The organism is Dactylosporangium sp. NPDC000244 (genome assembly GCF_040300725.1).
Classification (GTDB): domain Bacteria; phylum Actinomycetota; class Actinomycetes; order Mycobacteriales; family Micromonosporaceae; genus Dactylosporangium.
Map to the genome: position 1 here is coordinate 91,479 of NZ_JBEPEH010000015.1, position 23,878 is coordinate 115,356.

At 72.7% G+C, this 23,878-nt stretch carries 20 protein-coding genes and 2 pseudogenes; 9 read left to right on the forward strand and 13 right to left on the reverse strand.

Annotated features, from left to right (window positions below; translation table 11 throughout):
* Positions 1-5: 5 nt before the first annotated feature.
* A complete protein-coding gene (locus tag ABT369_RS22320; protein WP_350614517.1) occupies positions 6-779 on the reverse strand; it encodes a class II aldolase/adducin family protein in 774 nt (257 codons plus the stop codon).
* A 177-nt stretch (positions 780-956) separates the two neighbouring features.
* On the opposite strand from ABT369_RS22320, the gene ABT369_RS22325 reads away from it, so the two are divergent.
* The gene (locus ABT369_RS22325; protein ID WP_350614519.1) at positions 957-1,304 is read left to right on the forward strand and encodes a DoxX family protein; all 348 of its coding nucleotides are present in this window, start codon (positions 957-959) and stop codon (positions 1,302-1,304) included.
* A 62-nt stretch (positions 1,305-1,366) separates the two neighbouring features.
* On the opposite strand, the gene ABT369_RS22330 is transcribed toward ABT369_RS22325, so the two are convergent.
* From ABT369_RS22330 to ABT369_RS22345, 4 genes are read right to left on the reverse strand one after another with little or no spacing between them, the layout of a single operon-like run.
* On the reverse strand, positions 1,367-2,371 hold the full coding sequence (locus ABT369_RS22330; RefSeq protein ID WP_350614764.1) for a sporulation protein: 1,005 nt from the start codon (positions 2,369-2,371) through the stop codon (positions 1,367-1,369).
* A gap of 11 nt (positions 2,372-2,382) precedes the next feature.
* Complete coding sequence (locus tag ABT369_RS22335; protein ID WP_350614520.1) at positions 2,383-2,655, reverse strand: hypothetical protein; 273 nt, start codon at positions 2,653-2,655, stop codon at positions 2,383-2,385.
* Entirely contained in the window at positions 2,642-3,361 is a 720-nt protein-coding gene (locus ABT369_RS22340; RefSeq protein WP_350614522.1) for a histidine phosphatase family protein, read from the reverse strand. Before ABT369_RS22340 ends, ABT369_RS22335 begins: the two co-directional genes overlap by 14 nt.
* Positions 3,362-3,386: 25 nt before the next feature.
* The gene (locus ABT369_RS22345) at positions 3,387-3,839 is read right to left on the reverse strand and encodes a hypothetical protein (RefSeq protein WP_350614524.1); all 453 of its coding nucleotides are present in this window, start codon (positions 3,837-3,839) and stop codon (positions 3,387-3,389) included.
* Between ABT369_RS22345 and ABT369_RS22350 the strand changes: the two genes are divergently transcribed.
* From ABT369_RS22350 to ABT369_RS22365, 4 genes and pseudogenes are all read left to right on the forward strand, one after another.
* A complete protein-coding gene (locus tag ABT369_RS22350) occupies positions 3,838-4,614 on the forward strand; it encodes a protein kinase family protein (RefSeq protein WP_350614525.1) in 777 nt (258 codons plus the stop codon). The genes ABT369_RS22345 and ABT369_RS22350 overlap by 2 nt on opposite strands.
* Before the next feature lie 39 nt (positions 4,615-4,653).
* Positions 4,654-6,915, forward strand: a complete 2,262-nt coding sequence (locus tag ABT369_RS22355) for a putative bifunctional diguanylate cyclase/phosphodiesterase (RefSeq protein WP_350614527.1) — start codon at positions 4,654-4,656, stop codon at positions 6,913-6,915.
* A 135-nt stretch (positions 6,916-7,050) separates the two neighbouring features.
* Positions 7,051-8,436, forward strand: a complete 1,386-nt coding sequence (locus ABT369_RS22360; protein ID WP_350614529.1) for a glycosyl hydrolase — start codon at positions 7,051-7,053, stop codon at positions 8,434-8,436.
* A 172-nt stretch (positions 8,437-8,608) separates the two neighbouring features.
* A pseudogene (locus tag ABT369_RS22365) lies at positions 8,609-9,334 on the forward strand (SDR family NAD(P)-dependent oxidoreductase).
* Here ABT369_RS22365 and ABT369_RS22370 read toward each other — a convergent pair.
* The 6 genes from ABT369_RS22370 to ABT369_RS22395 form a co-directional block, all read right to left on the reverse strand.
* Entirely contained in the window at positions 9,306-10,352 is a 1,047-nt protein-coding gene (locus tag ABT369_RS22370; RefSeq protein WP_350614531.1) for a LacI family DNA-binding transcriptional regulator, read from the reverse strand. The pseudogene ABT369_RS22365 and the gene ABT369_RS22370 sit on opposite strands and share 29 nt — an antisense overlap.
* Positions 10,353-10,371: 19 nt before the next feature.
* Positions 10,372-11,397, reverse strand: coding sequence for a LacI family DNA-binding transcriptional regulator (locus tag ABT369_RS22375; protein ID WP_350614533.1), 1,026 nt, complete (start codon positions 11,395-11,397; stop codon positions 10,372-10,374).
* 16 nt (positions 11,398-11,413) lie between these two features.
* A complete protein-coding gene (locus ABT369_RS22380; RefSeq protein ID WP_350614535.1) occupies positions 11,414-12,229 on the reverse strand; it encodes a carbohydrate ABC transporter permease in 816 nt (271 codons plus the stop codon).
* Positions 12,226-13,083 carry a carbohydrate ABC transporter permease gene (locus tag ABT369_RS22385; protein WP_350614536.1) on the reverse strand — a complete coding sequence of 286 codons (858 nt, stop codon included), beginning with the start codon at positions 13,081-13,083 and terminating at the stop codon, positions 12,226-12,228. The genes ABT369_RS22380 and ABT369_RS22385 overlap by 4 nt, the downstream gene beginning before the upstream one ends.
* A gap of 53 nt (positions 13,084-13,136) precedes the next feature.
* On the reverse strand, positions 13,137-14,450 hold the full coding sequence (locus ABT369_RS22390) for an ABC transporter substrate-binding protein (protein WP_350614538.1): 1,314 nt from the start codon (positions 14,448-14,450) through the stop codon (positions 13,137-13,139).
* A 261-nt stretch (positions 14,451-14,711) separates the two neighbouring features.
* Positions 14,712-15,734, reverse strand: coding sequence for a LacI family DNA-binding transcriptional regulator (locus ABT369_RS22395; protein WP_350614539.1), 1,023 nt, complete (start codon positions 15,732-15,734; stop codon positions 14,712-14,714).
* A 171-nt stretch (positions 15,735-15,905) separates the two neighbouring features.
* On the opposite strand from ABT369_RS22395, the gene ABT369_RS22400 reads away from it, so the two are divergent.
* The 3 genes from ABT369_RS22400 to ABT369_RS22410 all read left to right on the forward strand — a co-directional run bounded on the left by ABT369_RS22400 (position 15,906) and on the right by ABT369_RS22410 (position 20,827).
* Positions 15,906-18,299 (forward strand): glycoside hydrolase family 2 protein, encoded by a 2,394-nt coding sequence (locus tag ABT369_RS22400; protein WP_350614540.1) that lies wholly within the window; start codon positions 15,906-15,908, stop codon positions 18,297-18,299.
* Between the two features lie 155 nt (positions 18,300-18,454).
* The gene (locus ABT369_RS22405) at positions 18,455-19,378 is read left to right on the forward strand and encodes an ROK family protein (protein WP_350614541.1); all 924 of its coding nucleotides are present in this window, start codon (positions 18,455-18,457) and stop codon (positions 19,376-19,378) included.
* A 21-nt stretch (positions 19,379-19,399) separates the two neighbouring features.
* On the forward strand, positions 19,400-20,827 hold the full coding sequence (locus tag ABT369_RS22410) for a glycosyl hydrolase (protein WP_350614542.1): 1,428 nt from the start codon (positions 19,400-19,402) through the stop codon (positions 20,825-20,827).
* 58 nt (positions 20,828-20,885) lie between these two features.
* Here the strand turns inward: ABT369_RS22410 and ABT369_RS22415 are convergent, their stop codons facing one another.
* Both ABT369_RS22415 and ABT369_RS22420 read right to left on the reverse strand, forming a co-directional pair.
* Positions 20,886-22,166 carry a pectate lyase family protein gene (locus ABT369_RS22415; RefSeq protein WP_350614543.1) on the reverse strand — a complete coding sequence of 427 codons (1,281 nt, stop codon included), beginning with the start codon at positions 22,164-22,166 and terminating at the stop codon, positions 20,886-20,888.
* A gap of 108 nt (positions 22,167-22,274) precedes the next feature.
* Positions 22,275-23,195, reverse strand: coding sequence for an NHL repeat-containing protein (locus tag ABT369_RS22420; protein WP_350614544.1), 921 nt, complete (start codon positions 23,193-23,195; stop codon positions 22,275-22,277).
* A 242-nt stretch (positions 23,196-23,437) separates the two neighbouring features.
* On the opposite strand from ABT369_RS22420, the pseudogene ABT369_RS22425 reads away from it, so the two are divergent.
* A pseudogene (locus ABT369_RS22425) lies at positions 23,438-23,782 on the forward strand (sensor histidine kinase); the annotation flags it as partial.
* Positions 23,783-23,878: the final 96 nt, after the last annotated feature.

Here is a 23,878-nt window from a genome sequence, read left to right on the forward strand (position 1 = left end):
GTCTCCTAATCGAGGACGTCGGGTTCGTGGCGGAGGAGCTTGCGGACCGCGCCGGCCCAGAAGTAGTCGGATCCCCGCTCCAGCAGGGACTTCTTCATGCCGTGGCGCAGCCCGGGGGCGATGGCGAGGGGATCGCGGCCCAGGAGCATGACGTCGTAGGCGAGCTTGCAGGCGCGGTCGATGCTCGCGGAGCGGTACGTGGCCTCCTGGATCGTCGGCGCGGTGACGATGATCCCGTGGCTGGCCAGGATGACGACGGACTTGTCGCCGATGCGCCGGGCGAGATCGGCCCCGAGCTCGGCGTCGTCGACCTCGCCGGTGTACTCGTGCACGAACGCCAGATCGCCGTCGAACATCGATCCCGTCTGGTGCACGATCTCGGGCAGCACGCCGATCGCGGCCAGCACGGTCACGTAGTACGGGTGGTTGTGCACCACGACGCGGGCGTCGGGCCGCGCGCGGTGCAGCTCGGTGTGGATGTGGAACGCCGGGGTGACGTCCCACTTGCCGTCCTTGACGGCGCCGTCACGGTCGACGACACACAGGTCCGAGGCGGAGACCTCGTCCCACCACAACCCCCACGGGTTGATCCACATGTCGCCGTCGTCGTTCTTGACCATGGTGATGTGCCCGGCGATGTTCTCGCTGAAGCCGGCGTTCGCCAGGATGCGGAACGCGCAGGCCAGGGCCTGTGCGTCGGTGAGGTCGACACCGATGGGCGGGGTGATTTTCGGAGCCCAGACGGCGGTCCCGCCGGGCTTCTCGGTCACGGTTGTCACTGACCACCTCCGTGTAAATCTTTTAAAAGATTTAGCAATCGGAGGGGCTGGAGTCAAGCAATCGCTTGGTTGGGCTGGTTCGCCGCGGCCTTTGCGGCGTTTTGCGGGCGCCGAGCTTTCGTGTCGCCGGGCTTGGCCGCACCATGGATGCATCGACCACGAGCTACGGAAGGCGACATGTTCATCGGGTATCTCGTCGCAAGTGTCCTGCTGGCCCTGATCCTGATCGGCTCGGCGATCGGCAAGCTGCGCCGCGCCGATGCCGTCGTGCAGAACCTGGACCGTGCCGCCGTCCCGCACGGCTGGTACCCGTGGCTGGCCACGGCCGAACTGGCGGGCGCCCTGGGCCTGCTCGCCGGCCTGGCGTACCGGCCCCTGGGAACCGCCGCCGCGGCCGGCCTGACCCTGTACTTCATCGGCGCCGTGGCCGCGCACCTCAAGGCGGGCGACCGCAACGGCCTCGGCCCGGCCTCGTTCCTGCTGTTCCTGTCCATCGCCGCCGGCGTGCTCTCGGTCCTGTCGTAGAGCAATCCGGCCCCCGCCCGCGGAGGGCTCCTGACCTGAGCCCTCCGCGCGCGGTCGCCCGGCTACTCGAAGTCGCCGAAGTCCTCGCCGCCGCCGTCGTCCTCGAACACCTCGTCGATGATCTCGCCGGCGACCAGGCCGCCGACGATGCCCGCGGCGCCCGCGGCCACGACGGTGCCCATGCCCATCCCGCGGCGGCCGTGGCCCTGCTGGCCCGGGTGGCCGTAACCGCCGTGGCCGCCCTGGCCGTAGCCGCCGTGGCCGTAGCCTTGGGCGGACTGCATCGCCGTGAAGTGGCGGTCGGTGGCCTGACGCACCCAGCTGTCCACCAGCGCGGTCCAGTTGGTGCCGTCGACGCCGTCGTGGCCGATGCTGAAGCGGCTGACCATGTCCTGCGACGGCCGGAACATCCCGCCGCGCTTGTCGAACTCCAGGATGACCTCCACGCCGCCGGGGTTGGTCGCGAAGGTCAGCTCGACCTCGTTGACGCGACCCGCGTACTGCTGCGGCGGCCAGAACTCGATCTCCTGATAGATCGGCAGCTGCTGCGGCACGCCGTGGAGGCGGCCGTGCTCGACGTCGGCGTGCTTGAAGCGGAAGCCGAGCTCGGCGAACGCGTCCAGCACGGCCTGGTGGGCGGGGAGCGGCGTGATCGACACCGGGTCGAGGTCGCCCTTGTCGCGGCCGCCCGTGATCTCGAGCTCGGTGCGCACGCCCATCACCATGCCGCGCAGGTGCTGGCCGTACACGTTCGTGATCGGCGCCTCCCACGGCACCGCCAGGCGGAACGGGATCGACTCCGTGGTGCCGGCGCGCACGGTGAAGTGGTCGGCGACCGAGGTGCGGGTCAGCTCGAGGCCGGCCTCGCGGTCGAAGCCGGCGCGCTCCACCTCGACGCGCGTGACGAGCGAGAGCGCGACGTGCTCGATGCGGGCGTCGCGATCGCCGCCCTGGACGTGGACGTGGCCGTCGATGAAGCCGCCCGGCTGGACGGCGGGGGTGTCGAGCACCGTGTCGACGCTCGGTCCGCCAACCCCGAAGGCGGCGAGCATCTTCTTGAACACCATGGCAATCGACACTAGCACGTGGCACTGTACGGTCTCCGCAAACAGCGATCCGCGTGCGAGTGAGGGACGGTCGACAGGGCCGCGGCCGTGCTGCCGGTCACCGCCAGCTGCAGCCGCCCGGCGCCGGCCCGCAGCGCGGCCACGCCGGCCAGCAGCACGCCGCCGGGGGTCGTGCGCGAGCCGCCGATGACGAGCACGGTTCCGCGGTCGTGCTTGTCGCCGCCGGGCTCGGGCAGCGGCCAGTCGCGCAGCACGCGGGGCGTGATCACCTCAGTCGTCGGCACCGACGAACTCCTGGGTCGTCGTCGTGGCCGTGCGCAAGTGGCCGACCTCGTTGAACAGCTCGGGGCGCAGCGCTCCGCCCGCGTTGACCCAGCTGCTCACCGAGCAGTTGGCCATGGCCGTCGAGCGGGACAGGGCCATGAGCGTCTCCTCGTCGAGGCCTTCCACGAGGTACCGCACCAGCATCACGATCGCCTCGTGCCCCACGAGCAGGACGCGCCCGCCGGGATGGTCGGCGCGCACGTCGCGCATCAGGCTGCGCAGGCGCAACAGCACGTCGGACCAGGACTCGCCGCCCGGCGGCCGGTAGTACATCTTGCCGAGCCGCTGCCGCCGCGCCGCCTCCTGCGGATGGCGCGCGGCCACGCCCCGGTTCGTGAGCAGGTCGAGCACGCCGAGCTCGCGGTCGCGCAGGCGCTCGTCGTACCGCATCGCAATCCCGGTCCCGCCCAGCGCGATCGCCGCCGTCTCCCGCGTGCGCAGGTAGGGCGAGACGACGGCGAACTCGGGCGTCTCGCCCGCGGGCAGCCCGCGGACCCACTGCCCGACGGCGGCGGCCTGCTCGCGGCCCAGCCCGGTCAGCGGCACGTCGGCGTCGCGCTCGGCGAGGTCGATGACCTCGAGCCCGCCGCGCTCGGCCGCCTCGGCCCGCACGTTGCCGACGCTCTGCCCGTGCCGCACCACGCCCAGCCAGCTCAGTTCCGCCATGCGTGTCGGCGTACCCAGCGCCGGGCTACTTGAAGCCGTCCCGGGTCAGGTAAAGATCGCGGCCCTGCTCGCGGGCGGCCGCCACCCACTGCGGCAGCTTCTCGCCGACGAGCCACGCGGCCTCCTCGACGTCGTCGTCGCCGTCGGGCAGGTGCTGGTACTCCTCGTAGATCCGCCCGGTGTCGAAGGCCTCGAGCTCGGCGGCGAGGCCGTCCAGCGCGCCGGCCGGGGCGTGCATCGGGAACGGCCACGGGTCGTTGCCGACCAGGTGCTCGGCCCACGGCGCCTGGTACGGGTGCTTCCATAGTGCGGCGACGCCCGGCAGCCCCCAGTGGCGCAGCGCCTTGGCGAGCTTGTGCCAGCCGCGGCCGGGCAGGATGGCCCGGCCGATCTCGTGCAGCTCGGGCGGGTTGCCGGCGGTGGCGGCGGCGAGGTCGGCGGGGTCGATCGCGAACGCGGACACGTACTGTTCGGCCATGGGGACAGTATCGTGGTCCGCGCTGCCGGAGCCGGTGCGCGGTGGCGTGCGGGAGCGCCTGGGAAGCCCGGTCGCCGGCGCCGTCGACCTTGCGGGCGGGCACTCGGAGGGGGCGGCGGCCCGGCTGCGGCTCGCCGACGGGCGGGCCGTGTTCGTGAAGGCGGCCGCCGACCCGGCGGTGCGCGACTTCCACCGGCGCGAGGCGGTCGTCGCGGCCGGGCTTCCGGCATCGGTACCGTCGCCGAAGCTGCTCTTCGCCTTCGACGACGGCCCGTGGGCGGTGCTCGGGTTCGAGTTCGTCGCGGCCTCGATGCCGGGCCCGGCGGACCTGCCGCGCGTCCTGGACGCCGTGACGGCCATGGCGGGCGCGCTGACGCCGGCCCCCATCCGCCCGCCGACCCGGCCGCGCCTGGCCGGGCTCGAGTCGCTGGACCTGGCCGGCGACACGCTCCTGCACGGGGACCTCTACCTGTTCAACGCGCTGGTGTCGCCGGAGCGCGTCTCCATCGTCGACTGGGCGCACGCGTGGGTCGGCCCGGCGTACTGCGACGCGCTCATGCTCATGGCCGGTTCGCCCGACGCGGAGGCGTTGTGCGCCGCGAACCCGCTCACCCGCGACCTCCCGCCGCGCGTGATCGACGCGTTCCTGGCCGCGCACGCGGGCTTCCTGCTGGACCTGGCGGCGCGTGCCGCGGATCATCCCCGGCTGGCGAGCACGGCCGCGGCCCTCGGCGGGGCGTCGCGGGACTGGCTGGCCCGGAGAGCAACCGGCTGAGCACCGGGGCTGCACCCGGCGGCGGGAACAGTTGAGGGCATGCGGGCATGGATGTGGTACCTCGTCGGCGGGCTGCCCGTCGCCCTGGCTGCTCCGCTGCTGCCCGTGTTCGAGCGCCAGCTCGTCTACGCCCTCGGCGGCGCCGTCGCCATCGCCGTCATCGTCCGCCGCCTGCGCGCGGGCCGGGTCGCCCGCCGGCGGGCCTGGTGGATCATGGTCGCCGCGATGGGCTGCGCCGTGACCGCGAACCTGTGCTGGGCGGCCGACCTCGGCCTCGGCGGCACCGGCGGCGACCTGCCGCTCGTCGACGGCATCTACTTCGCCATGTACCCGTTGATCGGCGCGGCGATGCTCGGGCAGCCGGCGGTGCACCGGTACGGCTCCGCGCTCGCCGGGTTCACCGAGGCCGGGGTCGCGCTCTGCACGGCCGTCGTGGTGACCTGGGTGGCGCTGTACGACCCGTTCGTGCGCGACCGGCCCGAGCACTCGGTCAGCCTCAGCGTCGCCCTGTTCCCGGCGCTCGACCTGCTCATCCTCGCCACCGCGGTGCGGATGGTGGTCGCCGCCGGGGCGCTGCGGGCCACCCACCTGCTGCTGCTCGGCGGGGCCGCGTGCCTGCTCACGTCCGACATCCTGTACTTCGTCTCGGTTGCCGGCGGCGGCGGCTGGGCCGGCTCGGGGATCACGTCCGCCGGCTGGGCCGCGACCTACCTGTTCCTCGGCGCGTCCGTGCTGCACCCGACGGCCGCGATGCCCCCGGCGCCGGCCCGGCCGTCCTCGGCCACGTGGGGCACCGTGGTGGTCGCCGTCGTCGTGCTCGTCGGGCCGGCGGCCACGGCCTGGTCGCTGCTGCGCGAGCTGCGCGAGCCCAGCCTCGACGTGCCCGACGTCGTGGTACCGCTCGTGCCGACCGCCGTCACCGCCCTGCTGCTGGTGATCCGGCTCGGGCACGCCGGGCGGGTCGAGCGGCGCCGGGCCCTCGACCTGCAGGACGCCCTGCGGCAGCAGTCGCAGATGCAGGCCCTGCTGCGCCACCACGCGCTGCACGACGCGCTCACCGGCCTGCCGAACCGGCGGCTGCTCGACGACCGGCTCACCGAGCTGCTCGCGGCCGGCGGCCGGGGCGGGCTGATCCTGTTCGACCTCGACGGGTTCAAGGACGTCAACGACCGCTTCGGGCACCCGACCGGCGACGCGCTGCTCGTCGAGGTGGCCCGCCGGCTCGAGGCGCTGCTGACCCCCGGCGACACCCTGGCCCGGCTCGGCGGGGACGAGTTCGCGCTGCTGTGCCCGGGCGTGGGGGAGGCGGACCTGCTGGAGCGGGGCGAGCGGCTGCTCGCGGCGCTGCGCCGGCCCGTCGACGTGAACGGCTCCGAGCTGTTCGTCTCCGGCACGGCGGGGGCGCGCGGGTTCAGCGCCGGGTACAGCGCGACGATCGTGCTCGCGGACGCCGACGTGGCCCTGTACGCGGCGAAGGCGGCCGGCAAGGACCGCGTCGTCGCCTTCGACGAGCAGCTGCGCGACCGGCAGCTGCAGCGCAGCCAGACCGCGCAGCGGCTGCGGGCGGCCCTCGCGGCCGACGAGCTCGCCGTGCACTACCAGCCGATCGTCGCGCTCGGCGGGGACCGCACCGTCGGCTTCGAGGCGCTCGTGCGCTGGTGCCCGCCGGCCGCGGCGCCGATCGGGCCGGACCGGTTCATCCCGGCCGCGGAGGCGAGCGGGCTCATCGTGGCGCTCGGCGACTGGGTGCTCAACCGCGCCTGCCGGGATGCCGCGCCGTGGCACGCGGCCACCGGGGCGGGCGTGAGCGTGAACGTCTCGCCGCGGCAGCTGGCCGAGCCGGACTTCGTGGCCCGGGTGCACGCGGCCCTGTCCGCCTCGGGGCTGCCGGGTCACGCGCTCACCCTGGAGATCACCGAGGGGGTGCTCGTCGGCGCCGGGCCGCAGGCGGAGCAGACCATCGCGCACCTCACGGCGCTGCGCGCGATCGGCGTGAAGGTCGCCATCGACGACTTCGGCACCGGGTACTCGTCCCTGGCCTACCTGCGGGACCTGCCGATCGACATCCTCAAGATCGACCGCTCGTTCCTGCCGCACAGCCGCGACGACGTGGCCGGGCAGACCGCGCTGGTGCGGGCGATCGTGGACCTGGCGCGCAGTCTCGGGCTGGTGACGGTCGCGGAGGGCGTGGAGACCGAGGAGCACTACGACCTGCTGTGCGGCCTCGGCTGCGACCGGGTGCAGGGGTATCTGCTCGGCCACCCGGTCCCCGCGGACGCGGTCCTCGAACCCGTCGGCTGACGGCCTTCCTCGCTTTTTGCTCGTATTGACAGCCGTGACCCTCCGGTTCTACTGTCGGGGCGCTTACTCGGTTCAGTAAAGGTACTGAACCGATGGGTCCGGGCGCCGCCTCGCCCGGTCCCGGAAGGAGTCCTCGTGCGCAAGGCTCTCGCCGCGGCGGCGATCCTGCTCGCCGCGCTCATCGCCAACCCCGCGCCCGCCCAGGCGTTCCCCGCATCGACGCGGACGGCGCTGGTCAACTACCTGTCGGGCATTTCCGGGCAGTACACGATCACCGGGCAGCACAACCGCGAACCCAACTCGGACCCGACCAAGTGGACGCGGGTCGCCCAGGGCATCACCGGTCAGACGCCCGGCCTGTGGGGCGGCGACTTCCTGTTCGCCTCCTCCGACGTCAACGCGCGCCAGACGATGGTCAGCGAGGCCGTCCGGCAGTGGCAGGGCGGCTCGCTCGTCGCGCTGACCTGGCACATGTGCCCGCCCACGGTCGGCTCCACGTGCGGCTGGGACTCGGCCGGCGTGCTCAGCCACCTCTCCGACAGCCAGTGGAGCCAGCTCGTCACCGACGGCAGCGCGCTCAACACGGCGTTCAAGAACCGGCTCAACGAGGCCGTGCCCTACATGCGGCAGCTGCAGAACGCGGGCGTGCCGGTGCTGTTCCGCCCGGTCCACGAGATGAACGAGGGCTGGTCGTGGTGGGGCGGGCGCCCCGGCGCCAACGGCAGCCGCAAGCTGTTCCAGATCGTGCACGACTACTACGTGGGCCAGGGCCTGTCCAACCTCGTGTGGGTGTGGAACGTCAAGGACACCAACATGGGCTCGATCGGCGACTACTGGCCGGGAGCGTCCTATGTGGACGTCGCCACGCTCGACATGTGGGTGAAGCTCGCCCCGAGCACGTCCGACTACCAGGCGATGCTGAACGTGGCCGGCGGCAAGCCGATCGCCCTGGCCGAGGTCGGGCAGGTGCCGAGCGTGGCCCTGCTCAACGCCCAGCCGCGCTGGACCTACTTCATGGTGTGGGCGGAGTACCTGCAGGACCCGGCGTACAACACCAACGCGAACGTGCAGAACACCTACTTCAACAGCCGGGTCCTGGTGCGCGGCGAGTTCACGGTCCCCGGCGGCTCCTCCTCGCCGGGCGGCGGACCGGTCACGGGACTGGCGGGCAAGTGCCTCGACGTGGCCGCGTCGGGGACGGCGAACGGGACGAAGATCCAGCTGTACACCTGTAACGGCACCGGCGCGCAGACCTGGACGGTGGGCTCGGACAGCACACTGCGCGCGCTCGGCAAGTGCCTCGACGTGGCCGGCGGGGTGAACGCGGACGGCACGAAGGTGCAGCTGTGGGACTGCAACGGCAACACGCACCAGCAGTGGGCGCGCAACGGCCAGACGCTGCGCAACCCCGAGACCGGCAAGTGCCTCGACGTGACCGGGCAGAGCAGCGCCGACGGCACGCAGATCCAGATCTGGACCTGCAACGGGCAGGCGAACCAGAACTGGAACATTCCCGCATAGGCGAATCCCTGCTCGGGTCCGCGCCACCTGCGGACCGTCGCTCCCGCCAGAGACCGCGCCGGGGCCCAGCATCCGCTGGCCCTGGCGCGGCGACGTCCGCGGTGGCAAGACCTACGCTGACGCTGTGACCACCGACTTCCCCAGTTTCGAGATCCCCGGCCGGATCGCCCTCGTGACCGGGGCCGCCCGCGGCCTCGGCCGGGCCATCGCGCTCACCCTCGCCAACGCGGGCGCCGACGTGGCCCTGGGCCTGCGCGACGTGAACGCCGACGCCGGCCTGGCCGCGCAGATCGAGGCCCTGGGCCGCCGGGTGCTCCCGCTGCCGACGGACGTCACCGACCCGGGCCAGGTCCGCGCGGCCGTCGACGCCACGGTGGAGCACTTCGGCCGGCTCGACATCCTCGTGAACAACGCCGGCATCGCCCCCGAGAACCGGGCCGAGGACGTGACCGAGGCCGACTTCGACGCCACCCTCGCGGTCAACCTCAAGGGCACCTTCTTCGCGAGCCAGGCCGCCGGCCGGGTGATGATCCGCCAGGGCTACGGCCGGATCGTGAACGTCGGCTCCCAGGCCGGCGCGGTGGCCCTGCCGGGCGAGTCGGTCTGCTGCATGACGAAGGCGGCGATCGCCCACCTGACCCGGTGCCTGGCCGTGGAATAGGGCCCGCACGGCGTCACGGTCAACGCGGTCGCCCCGACCTTCGTGCACACGCCGGGCACCGCGGACTACCTCGCCGACCCGGCCCACCGCGCCGACGTAGTCGAGCGGATCGCGGCCCTGCACCGCATCGGCGAGCCGATGGAGGTCGCCGGGGCGGTGCTGTTCCTGGTCTCCCCGGCCGCGTCGCTCATCACCGGCGAGGTGATGCTCATCGACGGTGGCTGGACCGCTCGGTAGGGGCCGGGCCGGTGGAGTCGCGGACGACCAGGACGGCGTTGCCGTAGCGCACGCTGCGCGGCGGGCCGCCGTCCAGCAGCTCGAACAGCAGCCGGGCGGTGCGCATCCCGTAGTCGGTGACGTTGCGCTGCAACACCGTGAGCGCCGGGTGCACGAGCTGGCACAGCGGGGAGTCCTCCCACGCCAGGATCGACACCTCGGCCGGGACGGACACGTGCATCTCGGCGGCCACGCCGAGCCCGGCGAGGGCCATGAGGTCGTTGTCGTAGACGATCGCCGTCGGACGGTCGCGGCCGCTGAGCAGGCGCCGCGTCGCCGTCGCCGCCGCCTCCCCGGTGTAGTCCGCGGCCGTCGTCGGGATCGGGCCGAACGGCGCCCCCGCGTCGAGCACCGCGTCGAGGGCCGCCGTGCGGGCCGCGGTGTGCGCCAGGTCCGCCGGGCCGCTCACCCGGGCCACGCGCCGGTGCCCCAGGGCCGCCAGCAGCCCCGCGACCTTCGCCGCGCCCGCGTGCTCGTCGGTCGACAGGTTCGCCATGCCCGTCAGCTCACCCGAGCCGCCGGCGACGACCGCCGGCAGGCCCAGCTCCCGCACGGCCGGCAGCCGGGGGTCGTCCACCCGCAGGTCGCACAGGATCACGCCGTCGACCCGGCGCTCGGCGTGCCAGCGGCGGTAGACGGCGATCTCCTCGCCGACGTCCTCGACGAACTGCAGGGCGAGGCCGAAGCCGCGCGCGGACAGCTCCATCTGCAGCCCGGCGATGAACTGCCGCCGGAACACCTCGCTGCGCAGGGCCGCGGACGTGCGGCGCAGGACCAGCCCCACCACGTCGGCGGCCGCGCCGTGCAGCGCGACGGCGGCCCGGTGCGCGGTGAAGCCCAGCTCCTCGGCCACCTCGCGGACCCGCTCGCGCAGATCCTCGGAGACGCCGGGGCGGCCGTTGAGCGCATAGGACACGGCGACCCGGGACACGCCGACGCGCCGGGCGATGTCGCTCATCGTCGGTCGCCGTCCCGCCATGGGACGAAGCCTAACCGCCTCAGCGCGGCGGCGGCGCGATGCTGTCCCGCAGGAGCAGGCGGGGCGTGGCGTCCTGGTAGTCCGACGGGGGACCGCCGGCCAGGAACGCCAGCAGCACACGGGCGGCGTTGGCGCCGTAGGCGTGCACGTCCCGGGCCAGGGCGCTCAGGGCCGGGAAGGCCATCTCGCACAGCTGGGAGTCGTCGCCGGCCACGATCGAGAGCCGCCCCGGCACGTCGAGGCCCAGCTTGCGGGCCACGTGCAGGCCCGCGGTCGCCATGATGTCGTTGTCGAACATGATGGCCGTCGGCGGCTCGGCCGCGGTCAGCAGCCGCTCGGTCGCCCAGGCGCCCGCCTCCCAGGTGTAGTCGGTGTCGACCACCTCGGCGGCGACGAGCTCGTGGCGGCGCGCCGCGGCCCGGAACGCGGCGGTGCGGAGCCGGGTGTGTGAAAGCGACACGAGGCCGCCGACCCGGGCGATGCGCCGGTGCCCGATGCCGGCCAGGTAGCCGACCGCCTCGGTGAGCGCGGCCGCGTCGTCGCTCCACACCGCCGGGGTGCCGGAGCCGGGCGGGCGGACCGACGGGTGGCCGACGAGGATGCCCGGCAGGCCGAGCCGGTCCAGGGCCGCGACCCGCTCGTCGTTCACCCACAGGTCCGTGAGGATCGTCGCGTCGATGCGCCGCGCCGCCCACAGCCCGCGCAGCGCCTCGATCGCCTTCTCGTGGTCGCCGACCACCTGCAGCACCAGGGCCGTGCCGGTCGCTGACAGCTCCGTCTCCAGCCCGGCGATGAACTTCATGTAGAACGGCTCCACCCCCAGCGTCGCCGCGTCGCGGGCGATCACGAGCCCGATCGCCTCGGCCCGGGCCGCGGACAGGTTGCGCGCGGCGGCGCTGGGCTGCCAGCCCATCTCGGCCGCGATGGCCCGGATGCGCTCGCGGGTCTGCGCGGAGACGCCGGGCCGGTCGTTGAGCGCGAACGACACGGCGCCGATCGAGACGCCGGCGGCCTCGGCGATGTCGCTGATGGTGGGGCGTCTCACGGCGTTCCCTGGATCGTCACTTGGTGGCCCCGGACGTGAAGCCGTTGTAGATGAACCGTTGCAGCAGCAGGAACAGGATAAGGGTCGGCAGGATGACCAGGACCGCCCCGGCCGAGATCGTCTCCCAGTGGGCGCCGAACGGGCCCTTGAAGCGGAACAGCGACGTGGAGATGGTGCCGAGCTCCTCCGAGGGCATGTAGAGGAACGGGATGTAGAAGTCGTTGTAGACGAAGATGCCCTTGATGATGACGACCGTGGCGATCGCGGGCTTGAGCAGCGGCAGGATGACCGACCGGTAGATCTTGAACGTCGAGGCCCCGTCGAGCCGGGCCGCCTCGTCCAGCGAGACCGGAATCCCGCGCATGAACTGCATGAAGATGTAGATGGCGACGATGTCGGTCCCCATGTAGAGCAGGATCGGCGCCCACCGCGAGTCGAACAGCCCCAGCGTGTCGATCACCCGGAACGTCGCCACCTGCGTGGTGACCCCGGGCACCAGGGTGGCGACGAGGAACGCCCCGACGACCAGTCGCTTGAACCGGAACTGGAAGCGGTCGAGCGCGTAGGCGGCCAGGGTGCCGGCCAGCACGGTGCCCAGCACCGAGACCAGCAGGATGATGCCGGTGTTCAGGAAGCCGGTCAGCATGTGGCCGGAGCTGAACGCGGTGGCGTAGTTGCTGAAGTTCAGCCAGTCGTGCGGCAGGGCGAGGGTGTCGCCCGTGGCCATCTCCTCCGGCGTCTTCAGCGACGTCAGGAACACGGTCACCAGCGGCAGGAGCACAACGACAGAAGCCAGGACCAGCATGGTGTACCGCATGAGGTTCGCTCTCACGTCAGGTCGGTCCTCTCGTCGGGGACGAGGCGCCGCTGGAGCCAGGTGACCAGCAGCACGATGAGCAGCAGCACGACGGCCGCGGCCGAGGCGAGCCCCGTCTTGTTGAACTGGAAGGCGAGCTTGATGGTCTGGATCACGAACGTCTTGGACTCGCCCGCGCCGCCGGTCATCACGAACGGGATCTCGAACACCGACAGCGACCCGGACACGGCGAGGATGACGCTCAGGCTGATGATGGGGCGGATGCCGGGCGCGACGATGTGCCGGAAGATCTGCCAGCGGCTCGCCCCGTCGAGCTCGGCGGCCTCGTACAGCTCGCCCGGGATCGCCTGGATCGCGCCGAGGAACAGCACGAAGGTGAGCCCGGTGAACCGCCACACCGAGACGCCCGACAGCGACACGTTCACGAGGTCCGGGTCGCCGAGCCAGAGCTTGTCCGGGTGGGCGCCGAACAGCGCCAGCACCGAGTCGAGGGTGCCGTGGGGGCGGAAGAAGTACAGGAAGACGAACGACACCGCGACGCCGTTGATGAGGTACGGGAAGAACAGGACGCCCTTGAACAGGTTCCGTAGCCGCAGCTTGAAGCTGAGGATGAACGCGAAGTAGAGGGCGAGCGCGATCTGGACCCCGGAGGCGGCCACGTAGTAGAGGCTGACGAAGAACACCTGGAACAGTTCCGGCCGGGTGAACAGCTCCACGTAGTTCCCGGCCCCGACGAACGCCGGGTCGTCGCCCAGGCCGTCCCAGTCCGTGAAGCTGTACCCCACCATGCTGCCGACGGGGATGTACGTGAACACGACCAGCAGCGCCAGCGCCGGTAGCAGGTAGATCCAGGGGGTGAACCGTTTCACGGGCTTCCTTTCGCCGAGAGAGGCGGGCCGGCGAGACCGGCCCGCCTCCCGGATCAGCCGACGGTCTTGGCCGCTTCCGTCCAGCGCTTGGACAGGTCGGTGAAGATGCCCTTGAGATCGCCGGGCGCCGCGCCGCGGGCGGTGTCGACGATCTTCTGGCGGTAGTCGGGCTTGCTGATGCCGACCTCGGAGGCGTTGTCGATCTTCGTGAGCTTCGCCGACTCGGCCTGCGACAGCTCGATGAACTGCACGCCCGCCGCGGTGAACGGCTGCAGCGCCGGCGGCATCGGGGCGCCCTTGACCGCGGAGACGGCCTGGTTCACCGCGGCCGAGTCGGACTTGTCGATGAACCAGTCGAACCAGGCGCGGGCGGCCGCCTTGTGCTTCGAGTGGCTGTTGATGGCGTACTGGTAGTCCGGCGCCACGACCGAGCAGAACTTCCCGCCGACCTGCTTCGGGAAGGGCATGTAGCCGATGCTGTTCGGGTCCTTGCCGGCCTTCTTCGCCGCGTCCTGCATCTGCACGATGGCCCACGACCCGAGCCACATCGTCGCGATCTTGCCGGTGGCGATCGCGCCCTTCGAGTCCTCCCAGTTGGTGGCGGTCGGGTCGGCCTCGGAGAGCTTGTTCTTCACGATGTCGTAGAGCAGCGTGTCGCCGGTGCTCAGATCGGCGCCGGGCGCCCACGGGTCGGTGGTGGGCAGCTTGTCGTTCGCCTTCGGGTCGCAGCTGACCGAGCCGACGACGCTGGACCAGGAGCTCAGCGGCCAGCCGTCGTGGTAGTTGGTGTAGTACGGCGTGGCGCTCGTCTTCGACTTGATCGCCTGCAGGTCGGCCACGAACTCCTCGGGCGTGGTGGGCCACGCCGTGACGCCCGCCTGGCTCCAGACGTCCTTGTTGTAGACGAAGCCGTTGACGTACGCGAAGCCGGCCACCCCGTACACCTTGTCGCCGACCTTCGCCTTGTCGGTGAAGCTGTACTTGCTCTGCAAATCGGCCGCGCCGCCGAGCGAGGCGAAGTACTTCGGATAGTCCTCTGTGGACACCGTGTTCGGGATCAGCAGGACGTCACCGTAGTTCTCGGTGTTCATCCGGATCTTGACTTCGCCCTCGTAGTCGGTGACGCCCTCGAACTTGACGTTCACCTTCGGGTAGAGCTGCTTGAACTGGTCGGCGTACTTCTGCATCGTGCCGTCGGTCACCAGGTCGGTGCGGTTGGTCAGCACGGTGATGTCGCCGGACACGGCGCCGGCGTCGGTGGGGGACAGGGCCTCGTCCGAGGTGCCGGACTTGCCGCTCGAGCCGCCGCAGGCGGCCGCCGTGAGGGCGGTGGCGGCGAGTATGGCGACGAACGCTCGTCTGAACATGGGGTGCGCTCCGTTCGGGCCTAAAGCGTTTTAGTAGAGCGGACGCAATATGGCACCGCGCCGCGACCGCGGTAAAGCCCCCTTGACCGATTCGTTATAACCCGGCAAATGGTGCGTTTCGGACATGCGAAAGGACCCGCAGGGCTGCGGGTTCTCCAGGGCGTGTTGGGTCGAGACGGCGGGTGTGGGGTCAGCCAGGGGTGTGGGGTCAGGCGGGGTGCGGGGTCAGTCAGGGGTGCGGGGTCAGGCGGGGGTGCGGGGTCAGGCGGGGTGGGTCAGGCGGGCGGTGCTGCCTCGGGGGCTCAGGTGGGCGGGGGCGCCGTGGGTGCTGGTCACCGGGTCGCCGTCGATCGCGGCCAGGAGCAGATGGGCAGCCCGGACGCCGTAGGCCCCGATGTCGCGGGTGAGGGCGGTCAGGGGCGGGTGCAGCAGGCGGCAGACGGGGGAGTCGTCCCAGGCGATGATGGACAGCTGCGACGGCACGGCGACGCCCATCTCGTGGGCGACCGTCAGGCCCGCCACCGCCATGATGTCGTTGTCGTAGATGATCGCGGTCGGGCGGTCCTGGGCGCTGAGCAGCCGCCGGGTCGCCCGGGCGCCCGACTCGCCGGTGTAGTCGGCCGCGACCGTCACGGCGTCGGGCAGGCCCAGCCGCGCGCAGACCGCGGTGAACGCGTCGGTGCGGATCGCGGTGTGCGCGAACTCGGCGATGCCCCCGACGCGGGCGACGCGGCGGTGGCCGAGCGCGGCGAGATACTCCACCGCCTCCACCATCGACTGCGCGTCGTCCGACCACACGCTCGGCAGCGACCCGCTCGCGTCCGGCGGGCCGATGACGATCGCGGGCAGGCCGAGCTCCTCCAGCGCCGGGACGCGGGGGTCGCCGGTGCGCACGTCGCAGACGAGGACGCCGTCGACGCGGCCCTCGCTGTGCCAGCGGCGGTAGAACGCGAGCTCCTCGTCGCGCCCGGCCGCCATCTGCAGCAGCAGGGCGTAGGAGCGGCGGGAGAGCTCCAGCTCCAGGCCGCTGATCAGCTCCATGAAGAACGGCTCGACGCCCAGCGTGCTCGGCGGCCGCTGCAGGGTCAGGCCCACGACCCGGGCCTTGGCCCCGGCCAGCGCGCGGGCGTTGCTGTCGGCGTGGAAGTTCAGCCGGCCGGCCACCTCGAGGATGCGCTCCCGGGTGGCGGGGGAGACGCCCGGGCGGCCGTTGAGCGCGTAGGACACCGCGCCCTTCGACACCCCGGCCTCGCGGGCGATGTCGGCGATGGTCGGTCGCTTCACCTCGGCTCCCTCGGCGTCTTTCTCGGTTCAGGCGATGCTAGCTCCACAACGCACTCCTGTCGCTACCCGAGCCATTGACACCCCGCGTGGCCCTGGCTACGTTGAGCGCGCTTACTCGGTTCAGAACCAGGTTTCGGGCCGAGGCTACACCACACGACACAGGGGCCGCGCATGTACCGCTCGCTGCACGAAGGCTGGACCGTCACCGCCATCGGCACCGCCGCCGGCACCGAGGAGGACCCGCGCTGGAGACGCCCCGCGAACCTGGCGGGCGTCCCGGCCACGGTGCCGGGCAGCGTGCACACGGACCTGCTCGCCGCCGGGCTCATCGACGACCCGTACCGCGACGACAATGAGCTCGCGCTCGGCTGGATCGGGCGGACGCACTGGCGGTACACGACGGAATTCCAGTGGCGGCCCGAGGGCTTCGACCGCGTCGACCTGGTCTGCGACGGCCTCGACACGATCGCCGCGATCACCGTGAACGGGCACCCGGCCGGCGAGACACGCAACATGCACCGCCGCTACCGCTTCGACGTCACCGACCTGCTGCGCGAGGGGGCGAACGACCTCGAGATCGCGTTCACCGCGCCGTACGAGTACGCGCTGGCGCAGGCGGCGCGGCTCGGGGCGAGGCCGGGCCCGTACGACGAGCCGTACGCGTTCATCCGCAAGATGGCCTGCAACTTCGGCTGGGACTGGGGCCCCACGCTGGTCACCGCCGGCATCTGGCGCTCGATCGGCCTCGACTCCTGGTCCGGCGCCCGGATCGCGCAGACCCGCACGAGCCCGCGCCCGGACGGCGTCGACGTCACCGTGGCCGTCGAGCGGGCCACAGAGGCCGCGGTCGGGGCCGCGGTGGAGGTGTCGGCCACGGTCGGTGGGGTGCGGGCCGAGGGCACGCTCGCGCCCGGCCAGGAGGAGCTCACGCTGCGCGTGGACATCCCCGAGCCGCGGCTGTGGTGGCCGCGCGGTCATGGGGAGCAGCACCTGTACGACCTCGTCGTCACCGCCGCCGGGGACACCCGCACGAGCCGGGTCGGGCTGCGCGGCGTCGAGCTGGACCCGGACGCCTTCCGGCTCGTCGTCAACGGCGAGCCCGTGTTCGTGCGCGGCTTCAACTGGATCCCCGACGACCCCTTCCCGGCCCGCACCGGCCCGGCCGAGCTCGCCGAGCGCTTCGGCCAGGCGATCGACGCGGGCGCCAACGCGCTGCGGGTCTGGGGCGGCGGCGTCTACGAGTCCGACGACTTCTACGCGCTCGCCGACGAGCTCGGGCTCATGATCTGGCAGGACTTCCCGTTCGCGTGCGCCGCCTACCCGGAGGAGGAGCCGTTCGCCGCCGAGGTCGAGGCGGAGGCGCGGGACAACATCGCGCGGCTCATGGGCCATCCGAGCCTGATGCTGTGGTGCGGCAACAACGAGAACATCGAGGGCCACCAGCACTGGGGCTGGCCCGACGGGCTGGGCGGGCTCAGCTGGGGCGGCGGGTACTACTTCGACCTGCTGCCGCGCCTGGTCGCCGAGCTCGACCCGGCCCGCCCGTACTGGCCCGGCACCCCGTATTCGGGCGCCCCCGACCGCGACGTGCGCGACCCCGCCACCGGCACCATCCACATCTGGACGGTGTGGGGCTCGAAGGACTGGACGCACTACGCCGCCTACACGCCGCGGTTCGTCGCCGAGTTCGGCTTCCAGGGCCCGCCCGCCTACGCCACCCTGCGCGCCGCGGTCACCGACGACCCGCTCGGCCCCGACTCGCCCGGCGTGCGCCACCACCAGAAGGCGATCGACGGCAACGCGAAGCTGCTGTCCGGCCTCGGCGAGCACCTGCCGCGCCCGGAGACGTTCGACGACTGGCACTACTGGACGCAGCTCAACCAGGCCCGCGCGATGGCGTTCGGCGTCCGGCGGTTCCGGGCCCTGATGCCCTACTGCATGGGCACCGTCGTCTGGCAGCTCAACGACTGCTGGCCGGTGACCTCCTGGGCCGCGGTCGACGGCGGGCGGCGCCGCAAGCCGCTCTGGTACACGCTGCGCCGCGCCTACGCCCCGCGCCTGCTCACCTTCCACGAGGACGGGGTCGCGATCGTCAACGACACCGCCGAGCCGTGGACGGGCACCCTGACGCTGACCCTGCGCGCGCTGGACGGCGCGGTGCTCGCCGCCGAGTCCGTCGCGGTCACGGCGGGTCCGCGCTCGGTCGCCCACGTCCCGGCCCCGGCCGGCGACAAGGACCAGGTGCTCGAGGCGGCCTTCGACGGGCGGCGCGACCTGCGCTTCTTCGCCGAGGACCCGCACGTGCCGTTCCCGCCGGCCGCGTTCGACGCGCGGGTGGACGCGATCCCGGGCGGCTACGCCGTGCGGATCGCCGCGCGCACGATCCTGCGGGACCTGGCGCTGTTCCCGGACCGCCTGCACCCCGACGCCACCGTGGACGATCAGCTGGTCACCCTGCTGCCCGGGGAGTCCGTCCGGTTCACCGTCGCATGCCCGGCCGAGCTGGACGCGCGAGCGCTCGTGGCGCATCCCGTGCTGCGGTGCGTGAACGAGGCCCGGCCGTGACCCGCGTGCTCGCCGTCGGCGTGGGCGGGACGAAGTTCGAGGCCCGGCCGTGACCCGCGTGCTCGCCGTCGGCGTGGGCGGGACGAAGTTCGAGGCCCGGCCGTGACCCGCGTGCTCGCCGTCGGCGTGGGCGGGACGAAGTTCGAGGCCCGGCCGTGACCCGCGTGCTCGCCGTCGACGTCGGCGGGACGAAGTTCGCGGCCGCGGTCATCGACGCCGACGGCGAGGTCCACGCCCGCGCCGAGGAGCCGATCGCGGGCGCCGACCCGGTCGCGGTGCTGCGCCGCGTCATCGCCGCGACCGGGCCGCGGCACGTCGACGCCGCCGCGATCGGCTCGGCGGGGCCGCTGGACCGGGAGCGCGGGACCGTCAGCCCCGTGAACATCCCGGCGTGGCGGGATTTCCCGCTGACGGCGACGGTGGCCGCGTGGCTGCCGGCCGTACCGCTGAGCCTGGCCGGCGACGCCCAGTGCATGGCCCTGGGGGAGTGGTGGCGCGGCGGCCGGCCGGGTTCGCTGCTCGGCGTCGTGGTGTCCACCGGCATCGGCGGCGGCCTCGTGCTCGACGGCCGCCCGCACCTGGGGCCGACCGGCAACGCGGGGCACATCGGCCACATCACCGTCGACCCGCGCGGGGAGGCGTGCCCGTGCGGCGCGGTCGGCTGCGTGGAGACCTTCGCCAGCGGCCCGGCGATGGTCCGCTGGGCGCGCGGGCAGGGCTGGTCCGGCCCGGACGCGCGGGCCCTGGCCGCCGCGGCGGGCGCGGGGGATCCCGTGGCGCGCCAGGCGTTCGACCGGGGCGCCGAGGCGCTCGCGACCGGGCTGCTCACGACGGCCGCCCTGTGCGACGTGGACCGGGTCGTCGTCGGCGGCGGCGTGGCCGAGGCCGGGGACGTGCTCTTCGGCCCGCTCCGGCGGGCGCTTGAGGCGCGGCGCGGCATGGCGTTCCTGCGCCGCCTGCGGGTCGAGCCGGCGGCCCTGGGCCGCGACGCGGGCCTGTTCGGGGCGGCCGCGCTGGCCCTTCAGGCATCGGTTGACTTAACTGCCTTTAGCTGCCTTACTCGGTTCAGTACCGGTTAAGCAGACGAAAGGACCTGGCTCATGCCATCACCCCGCCGAGCGGGCGCGGCCCTCGCCGCCGTCACCCTCGCCGTCTCGGCCGCGCTCGCCGCCGCCGCGCCCGCCAGTGCGGCCCCGACCCCGAGCGGCACCGCCACCGCCGCCGACGTCGTGAACTACCTGCAGAGCATCACCGGCCGCTCGATCATCTCCGGCCAGCAGGACGGCCCCAGCTCCGCCCCGAACACCTGGCAGCAGAAGGTCCACGACATCACCGGCGTGTACCCGGGCGAGTGGGCCGGCGACTTCGCGTTCGAGCAGACCGACATCAACGCCCGCCCGGCCGTCATCGCGCAGGCGAAGTCGGTGTGGGCGGCCGGCACCATCCCCGCGCTCGTGTGGCACATGTGCCCGCCGACCGTCGGCTCGGCCTGCCACTGGGACTACGGCACCGGCGCCATCGAGAGCAAGCTGACCGACGCCCAGTGGAACGAGCTCGTCACCGACGGCACCGGGCTGAACACCGCGTTCAAGCGCCGCCTCGACGAGGCCGTGCCCTATTTGCAGGACCTGAAGAACAGCGGCATCCCGGTGCTCTTCCGGCCCCAGCACGAGATGAACGAGGGCTGGTCGTGGTGGGGCGGGCGCCCCGGCGCGAACGGCAGCCGCAAGCTCTTCCAGATCACCCACGACTACCTGGCCGGCGCCAAGGGCCTGAGCAACCTGGTGTGGGTGTGGAACCTCAAGGACGTAGCCGGCGGCGAGAGCCACGTCGCCGACTACTGGCCGGGCGCGTCCTATGTGGACGTCGCCACGCTGGACGCCTGGGTGAACAAGCAGCCGACGCAGGCCTGGTACAACGCCATGCTCGGCATCGCCGGCGGCAAGCCGATCGGGCTGTCCGAGGTGGGCACGGTGCCGACGCCGGAGACGATCACGGCCCAGCCGCGGTGGACGTTCTTCAGCGTGTGGATCAGCTGGCTCACCGACCCGGCGTGGAACACCGACGACGGGATCAAGCGCACCTACTACGACCCGCGCGTGCTGCACCGCGGCGACATCCACTTCGGCGGCGGCACCACGAACCCGGGCGGCACCGGGCCGATCAAGGGCCTGGCCGGCAAGTGCCTCGACGTGGCCGCGGGCGGCACCGCGAACGGGACGAAGATCCAGCTGTACACCTGCAACGGCACCGGCGCCCAGAACTGGACGGTGGGGACCGACGGCACGCTGCGGGCCCTGGGCAAGTGCGCCGACGTGGCCGGGGGCGTGAACGCCAACGGCACCAAGGTCCAGCTGTGGGACTGCAACGGCAACACGCACCAGCAGTGGACGCGCTCGGGCCAGACGCTGGTGAACCCGGAGACGGGCAGGTGCCTGGACGCGACGGGGCAGAGCAGCGCCGACGGCACGCAGATCCAGATCTGGGCCTGCAACGGGCAGACCAACCAGAACTGGGTGCTGCCATAGCCCGGTGGTGCCCCGGCGGCTCCCTCGCCGGGGCACCATTTCTTCCCGAGGAGGAGCGTCAGAGGCCGAGCCGCCCGGTGCCGGCGCCCGCGGACACGATGGACTTCACCGCGCTCGCGGCGTCCATGGTGTACGCGTACGGGATCGCCTTCACCGAGCCCTTCGTCATCGGCGTGCCGGAGCCGGTGAAGTAGTTGTCGCGCTGCACCAGGTTCCCGTCCGGCGAGGTGCCCTGGGCGAGGGTCGTCGGGTGCGCGACGTGGTCGAAGTAGTTGCCCTCGACGAGCACTCCGGCCTCCATCGTGGACGCGACGCCGTAGGCGCCGTTGTTCGAGTACAGGTTGTTGTAGACGTGCACCGGGTTGCCGAACCGGACCCGGGGGTGGCGCTGGTTCGTGCCGTCGAACCAGTTGTGGTGGTAGGTGACGCGCAGGTGCCCGCGGTCGCCGGTGTCGGTGTCGGCGGAGCCGAGCAGCATCGTCTTGTCGTGGTCGCGGGTGATGTTCCACGACACCGTCACGTAGTCCGAGCCGAGCCGGATGTCGACGAGCCCGTCGTAGGCGTCGGACAGCGTGTTGTGGTCGATCCACACGTGGTGCGAGCCGTTCTGCACGTTGACGGCGTCGTCGCCGGACCCGGTGATGTTCAGGTTCTGGATGATGACGTTGCTGACGTTGTCCAGGGTGAGGCCGCCGCCGCGCAGGCCGGAGCCGGACCCGACGCCCTGGATCGTCTTGTTCGACGACACCTTGTGCATGCCGGTCAGCGCGATCATGCCGGACACCTTCACGATCCGGGCCCCGCTCGCCTGCAGCGCCGAGTCGAGCTGCGCGGCGGTGGTGACGGTGACCGTGGCGCCGCCCGCGCCGCCGGTCGTGGTGCCGTTCTGGGCCGCCCAGCCGACGAGCCCGGCCGGCGCCGGGGTGCCGCCGCCGACCTTGGTGAACGTCCACAGGCGGTTGGCGTCGCCGGTGCAGGCGTCGAGGGCGGGGGTCGCCCCGGACCTGGCGCACCAGCCCGACTGGCCGTTCTTGAGCTGGTAGGCGCCGGACTTGGCGACGAAGCTCCACTGCTGGTCGGCCGCCGTCGTGTCGCAGGCGGCCGGGGCCAGGGCGACGCCCGTGGCACCGCCGGGCGCGGCGAGGCACTGCCCGGCGGTGTCGACGAGCGCGAAGCGGCCGCCGGAGCGGGTGTCGACGCGCCACTGGCGGCTCGTGGCGCCGTCGTTGGACGCGACGGTGTAGGTGTTCCCGGCCGCCGGCGCCTCGGCGGCCGCCGCCGGGAGCATGGACACGGCGAGGCCGGCGATGACGGTCGCCAGCCCCGCCCCGCAGAGCACGGCCCTGCGTCCGGGCCATCTGAAGTGCGATCTGAAGGTAGCCACGACCGCGTAGATGACATCGGCAGCCGTCGAATAACAGGAAACGCCGCGGCGGTCCCTCGGCGGTCAGGTGGCGCGGCGGTGGTGCGCGAAAGTTCCAACGGCGGCGGCGAGCAGCGCGACCCCCACGAGCAGCGCGGCCGCGACGCCGGCCCCGGGTCCGTCGCCGGACTTCGGGACGGGCGCGGCGGCGATCCGGGCGGTGCTCGGGGACGGGACGGCGCTCGGGGCGGGCTCGGCGGCCGGGCCGATGCGACCGATCTGGCCGGTCTTCGCGTCGGCGTAGTACAGGACCCCGTCGGCGGCGGCCAGGGCGGCGGCGCACACGGCGGGCGGCGGCCCGGCCGGGAGGCGGCGCACCGCGCACCCGTCGCTCGCGTAGAGCGTCCCGTCCGCGTCCACCGCGAGGGCCTGCGTCCGGCCCGTCGCGATCGGCGCGCGGGTCCCGGCCGCGGTGATCTCGAGGACCTGGGTGGCGGTCGCGACGAACACGTTGCCCGCCCCGTCGGCGGCGAGGGCGGCCGGGCGCGGCGCCTGCGCGAACCGGGCCGCGTGCCCGTCCGGCGTCGCCTTCCACACGGTGTTCGACTCGGCCCAGTAGACGTTGCCGGCGGGGTCGATCGCCACCGCCAGCACGGCGCCCTTGCCCACGGCGAAGATCGTGCGGGCCCCGTCCGGCGTGAACCGCAGGATCCGGCCGTAGCTCGTGCCGACGTAGACGTTGTCGTGCCCGTCGACGGCGAGGCCCGCCGGGTCGGCGATCTGCTCGGCGAACACCGTCGTCGCGCCGTCGCGGACCGCCAGGATCCGGTGCCGGGCCGGGTCGGTGACGTAGACGGTCCCGTGGTGGTCCGGGCTGATGTCGTGCACGCCGGGGACGGTCGCGACCGAGGTGACGACGTCCGCGGCGGCGGCCGGGGACGGGACGGGGGCCGTCGCGAGCAGGCCCAGCCCGGCGCCGAGCAGTGCCGCCCGGAGTCTGTTCATCGTCGTCGCTCCCTGTCCGAGTCCGAGTCCGTTCCTCGGCCTAACGACTGAACGAAAATTCGGACATGTCGTAAATTCGCGACCCGACCGAGAAAGGGTTGAGATCATGAGGGCGATGGAATCCGACGGGGAGGCGGCGCGGCTCGCCGCGCTGTACGCGACCGCGGTCCTCGACACCCCGCCCGAGGCGGACTTCGACGACATCGCGGCGCTCGCGTCCGGCATCTGCCGACGCCCACCGCCCCGGCCAGGCGCTGAGCCGGCTGCTGTTCAACGCGCTGAAGTTCACCCCGCCCGGCGGCACCGTCACCGTCGGCGTCGCCGCGGACCCGCAGCCGGCGCTCACCGTGGCCGACACCGGCGTCGGCATCCCGGCCGCGGATCTGCCGCACGTCTTCGAGCGCTTCCACCGCTCGGCGACCGCCGACGACCTCGCCTCCCAGGGCGCCGGGGTCGGCCTGACCATCGTCAAGGCGATCGTCGACGCGCACGGCGGCACCATCGCGGTCGCCAGCAGCACCGGTGAGGACTCCGGAAGCGCGGTGAGCGTGATGCTTCCGTCCCTGGCCGCGACCGCCGCGGCCTGACGGGTCAACTCGGCGCCGGCCCTGCCGATGTGCGGACGGTTTCGTCGCCACACAGGACAGGCGGCGCCACACAGGACAGGTCGCCAGACAGGACAG